Source organism: Bacillus haikouensis (genome assembly GCF_013179555.1).
GTDB classification, from domain to species: Bacteria; Bacillota; Bacilli; order Bacillales; family Bacillaceae_B; genus Rossellomorea; species Rossellomorea haikouensis_A.
Window position 1 is genome coordinate 1 of the sequence record NZ_JABMCR010000266.1, and the last position, 5,445, is coordinate 5,445.

General features: G+C 44.0%; 5 protein-coding genes and 1 riboswitch. All 5 genes read right to left on the reverse strand.

Annotation, left to right across the window (positions count from 1 at the left end; translation table 11 throughout):
* Window positions 1-942 (reverse strand): Na+/H+ antiporter NhaC family protein (locus HP456_RS19190; protein ID WP_281358090.1); only part of this gene is annotated, 942 nt, incomplete at its 3' end.
* Between the two features lie 115 nt (window positions 943-1,057).
* Window positions 1,058-1,240: riboswitch (Lysine riboswitch) on the reverse strand.
* Window positions 1,241-1,432: 192 nt separating this feature from the next.
* The gene (yunB, locus tag HP456_RS19195; protein WP_172254080.1) at window positions 1,433-2,197 is read right to left on the reverse strand and encodes a sporulation protein YunB; all 765 of its coding nucleotides are present in this window, start codon (window positions 2,195-2,197) and stop codon (window positions 1,433-1,435) included.
* 58 nt (window positions 2,198-2,255) lie between these two features.
* Window positions 2,256-3,368: an HD-GYP domain-containing protein gene (locus tag HP456_RS19200; protein WP_172254082.1), complete on the reverse strand. Its 1,113-nt coding sequence runs from the start codon at window positions 3,366-3,368 to the stop codon at window positions 2,256-2,258.
* Between the two features lie 221 nt (window positions 3,369-3,589).
* Window positions 3,590-3,892, reverse strand: a complete 303-nt coding sequence (locus HP456_RS19205) for a YunC family protein (protein WP_172254084.1) — start codon at window positions 3,890-3,892, stop codon at window positions 3,590-3,592.
* A 57-nt stretch (window positions 3,893-3,949) separates the two neighbouring features.
* A complete protein-coding gene (locus tag HP456_RS19210) occupies window positions 3,950-5,308 on the reverse strand; it encodes a bifunctional metallophosphatase/5'-nucleotidase (RefSeq protein ID WP_172254086.1) in 1,359 nt (452 codons plus the stop codon).
* Between the last annotated feature and the right edge of the window lie 137 nt (window positions 5,309-5,445).

Consider the following 5,445-nt stretch of genomic DNA (forward strand, 5'->3'; position numbering starts at 1 on the left):
CGCTAATGAAAATAAACTGCCGTACAATAATGATTTGGTAACATCCGTATTCTCAAATACCGGTATGATATCAAAAGAACCTACTGCTTTATATCCTGTCCAGAGCATCATACCGACTGTTCCGACTACAAGTGCAATAATCGGCCATGCCAGATCGCCCACTGTACCTTTAGAGCTTACCGGCAGATCATTCTTAAGTTCTCCCGGGATATCCTTATCCGGATCATAAAGGTTTCCTGTTGTGACCGCTCTGTCTTCATGCTCTTTCATTTTCCCGAAATCAAAGCCTTTATAGGCAACGACCAACACCAGTAAAAGGGCCGCCCATACATACAGGTTCATCGGGATCATTTGAATAAATGCAGAGAATGCCGTGTATTCCGTGATGCTGTGAGTGGCAAGGATCGATCCGATGATCCCGATGATATAGGCCCCCCAGCTCGATACCGGTGAAACGACACATACTGGAGCTGAAGTCGAATCGATGATATATGCGAGTTTTGCACGTGAAATTTTATGGCGGTCCGTGATCGGTCTTGAAACCTGTCCAACCGCAAGAGCATTGAAATAGTCATCAATAAAAATTATGATACCTAATACGGCTGCCAATAATTGTGCGCCTCTTCTTGTCTTTACGCGTTTCATCGCCCATTCACCGAATGCACGGCTTCCGCCGGAAATGTTAACGAAAGCAGTGATGACGCCAAGAATCAATAAGAATAAAATGATGTATACATTCCAAGTATTCAATGCACCGTCTGCGACAAAAATGCCTTTAACGGCTTCCCAAATCTTACCGAATGTACCTGTGATAGAGAAATCTGTGATTAGAAGTGCTGAAGCGATGATCCCTGCACCCAGTGAAAGCAGTACGCGTCTCGTCATAATAACCATCAGGATGGCTAAAAGGGGCGGGATGATTGAATAAATCGTGTTTTCCATAATGTCCTCCTCCTATTTGATAGGGGGGAACCATCATAGCATGACAGAGGAATAAAAAAAGTAATGATAGAGGATCCTATCATTACCTTTTAATGAGTAATGTAAGTGCTCCATCACGATCTGTAGCTCCCCATTATAGAGTATCCTCCATAATGACAGTGTTATCCTTCTTCAAGATAACCCCAGTAAATATGCATACGACAAGCATATTTGCTTCGGCAAAAGTTCCCTTTCATCTGTTCTCTCAGTTGTCATCCTCAAACAGCTTACTCTTGAACCCTGCACCTCTACCCCATCGGATTGATGATGTGGTTATAATATTAAAATTTCCTTACTTAATATATCAAACTATCAATAGTTTGACAACTTTTTTTGTGGAAGAGATGCAAGGGAGCAGTTTTTACCACTTCTATAAACAGGGCTGCTGATATAAACGAATTCCTGTTTTTTATAATAAACGCAAATGCTTATCCCAGAAAGTCTTCATGAATCAGTTCGCCGGTATTTCGATGGATGGCGAAGTGCCGTCGCCGCTGTTGTTGAAGAACTGAGGTACGTCCAGATGCACGGTATCCATGGCGATTAATACGTCCTGTTTGATGGTTTCTGTCTTCGTTGCAAACGGGATAATGATTTGGACATTCACGGTGAGGGTCACATAAACCTTGACGAGGGCGTTGTTTATTCCAAACTCTTCTACCGTGTGCTTAATGTCCGAACGCACATCCCCGATTGCATGGAATCTGATCGGAACCTTTGGTCCCAGATTACCGAGCAATGCATTGTTTGTCGCCTGACCAAGCGGAACCGAATAGACGATACCTTCGTCTGCTTTCGTGCCTTCTTCATCGATTTCCACGTCCGTGATATATTCCAGGTTCTCTATATTCCCTTTTTCAGCTTCTTTTAGATATAATTGTACTAAATTAGTGATTTCCCCCTGTACCCGGTTGATATTCTGTGTGTTGAAGCTGAGAGAGACCACCTCCCCTTCTTCATTTTTCACTTCTTCAGTAATTTCTTCCAACTCAATGGAACCGGCTACCTTTTTGTTGATCGCTTTATTGATGACCATCGTTCCAATTCTGCTCGTCTGGGTTTCGGCATAAGCAAGCAAGGTCGGTTTCAATCCCAGGTTGACGATCCAAAGGCCAGCACCTGTAGAAAAGACGAAGAATACGATGGTGATGATCATTACGTGGCGAAAAGGCAGCGGCCCTCCTTTTCGGGGTGTGTGTGTTTTAAATCTGGACAAAAAAATCCCCCCTTACAAGCTATTCTTATGCTCACCAAGGAGGGTTTAACGCAAAAATTTATTTTATTTTACTGGATTCAGGTTCATAATCCGCATCAAAACCGACGATGACCTTATCAAGCTCGATGCGTAAATCCAAATCATAGGGAAGAAAAAGTTCTTCCCCATTATCTTCAATCACTCTTATGATTGGACGGTCTGTAAGCCCTTTATTCTGCCCGGTGACGATCGCTTTCTTCCCGTCATTCAATTCGACGACCATCCCATTTGGATAGATCGCCACGGATCTCCTGAAGGCTTCGATGACATTCTTATCAAATAAGGAACCTGACCCCGCATAAAGGATTTCCAGCGCCTCATGCGGAAGCATTGCTTCCCGGTACACCCGATTGGATGTCATGGCATCAAAAACGTCTGCCACTGCAATGATCTTTGCAAAGGGATGGATATCTTCCCCTTTTAATCCGCGCGGGTAACCCGACCCATCCAATCTCTCATGATGCTGATAGGCGCAGTGTGCCACCATCAATGATATAGACTGCAGCTTTCGAAGAATGTCAAAACCATGCTCGGTGTGTCTCTTGACTTCAATGAATTCCTCTTCAGTCAGCCTTCCCGGTTTCATAAGAATCTCTTCAGATACCAACATTTTCCCCACATCATGAAGGATTGCCCCGATGCCGAGCTCTTCCAGCTGTTTTTGGGAAAGATTCAGCTCGATTCCGATTGAAAGTGTATATAATGTCACATTGAATGAGTGGTGAAATACGTAAGAATCATAGGTGAAAATATCGGTCAGAACAGTAAGCAAATCATCATTTCCCTTTACTTCCTTCAGGACGACATGAATAATATCCTTCAGCTGTTTGGCACTGTCTTCAAGTACGACCAGATTCTGCGGCTTCTTCGCTTCATTCATCCTGCTGAATACATTCTCGATACCGGAAACCGCTTCCTGCCTTACTCTGCTGGGTACAGACTCCGTCACTTTAATCCCATTGGACAGCGCGTCTTCAATATAAACATATTGAACATTCAGCTCCTGAAGCCTGAATATCATACGTTCCGTGATTGCAACGTTTTCCTGGATCAACGCATGTCCTCTTGCATTATATACAGTTGTCGCCATAACCATTCCAGGCCGCAAAGCCCTGCTTGATATCAGCCTCATAGAATTCTCCTATGTAATTCCTTCATTTTTCGACATTTTTTACTAATACCTCCATTATAATGGATAAAAAGTGCGTTGCAAGCTGTATTTATGCAAAATACAGTAAATATTCACGAAAGAATATTCAATTTTAAAAATGAAGGTTGTATATGCCGGCTGAAATAATGCATTAAAAAAGCTTCCATGCAATTCCTGCATAGAAGCCGGTATACCCATCAAGGTTACAGCATTTTCAATAATGCATCGCGACCAATCATACCCGAACTGATTCCACGGTTTTCCGCTTCAACCGTCACCGATTCAAGAGGGGCATCCAGAAGCTGGTCGATGGTCTTGACTCCCACTGCCCTGCCTGCGATGATGCCTCTGTCACTTAATTTCTCATTGAGTAAAGCAACATCCAATGCCCCGCACATGATATATCCTTTATCGCTCGTAACAACGAGCAGATTGGTCTTTGGTAACGCAACGGAAATAGCCAAAAAGGTATGCCCTTGAATGGTAATCGGAGAAAGATTCATCATACTGCATCGCTCCTCTCAACTCATATGTATGACAGGAGCGGAAGAACGGTGAACCATTTACCGACCCAATTTCCAAGCAAGGATATCCCGCAGGAACTCCGGCATGAAGTACTTCTTCTCCAAACGCTGCAGGTCCGGAAAGAAGTGGCCGAATGTAAACATATCGGTCGTGGCAAGCTTATACGTATTCTTAGGCTGGATTGGTACGCCTTTGATATAAATCCTTTGTTTGTCTTCTTCAAAGGCAATATCGGAATACACAAACTCACCCATTATTTTGCCCCTGAATCCAAGGCCTTTCAGCTTAAGATGTGGCCAATCTTCATTGAATGTCTGCTTGATGATTTCTTTCAGTTCCGCTCCTGACAGTTCAATCAGACAAGGATTAATCGGATGCGGAAGGATACGGTGAAGATCCTGCCTTGTGACCGTTCCTTTATTCAACCCTTCCATCAGAAGACCGGCATTCAGGAACGAACAATCTGCCTTGCACCATTCCATCAATGCATCGCATAGCATCTGCGGCAGAGGAGACGCTTCGAACCACTCCGCAGACAATGAGTCCGGCAGATTTGCTACCTCTGTACAAAGCAGACCTTCCCCTTGTTGAATCCACTGCAGCTTCTCGTCTTCTTCCTCGGCTGACTGAGGTAATGCATCGTGTGCATACAGCTGAGCTTTTTTTGATACCACTTTCTTTTTTTCTGTATCCACTTCAATCATCATGTGACCGACAAAGTTCCCGAACTTCCCTGCAGCCCCAAGCATGACCCCATTGATCTCTTTTCCATCTTGTAATATATGATGCGTGTGGGCACCCAGTATCACATCTATTTCAGGATAGCTCTCAGCTATGAGTTCATCGTCACGGATTCCCAGATGAGACAGGAGGACCAGTATATCCGCTTCATTCTTCAGCTGTCCTATCTGTTTTTTCAGTTCATCCAGTGGAGCTTGGATCGTCCAGCCAAGTGCTCTGTAAAAGGGTTGAAAATATGCCGTAAGACCAAGAACAGTGATTTTCAATCCTGACTTCGTTTCATAAGTATGATGAGTTTCAAGCCAGTCCGGAACCTTCCCGTCTCGGTTTAACAAGTTGCCGACAATGACATCGAATTCAGCATCACGATACAACGTATCCAGATCTTCGTAATCCAGCGTGATGCCTTCGTTATTCCCGATTGTCACAGCGTCATAACCGGCTTTGTTCAGAAGCTGGATATTAGCCTTGCCCAATGTTGCTTCGGTATATGGATGCCAGCGGTCCACATGGTCACCGATATCGAAGAGAAAGACTTCCTCCCCCTCATTCACATGCAGCTCCTTCCTCTCTTGTATAAAGTCCCGTATCCTCGGCCAGTGCTCCAGATGACTATGCAGGTCATTCGTATGATAAATATGGATTACTTCTTTCATTAAACTCTCACTCTCCCGATGGAGGTTATCCCGTTATACTTTGATAAATCAATCGTACCCCTATTATAATCAGTATAATGCGCAGTACGCTCACAAGTGCCTTCGATTCAAGCCTTGTATTTAAATATGATCCCAGC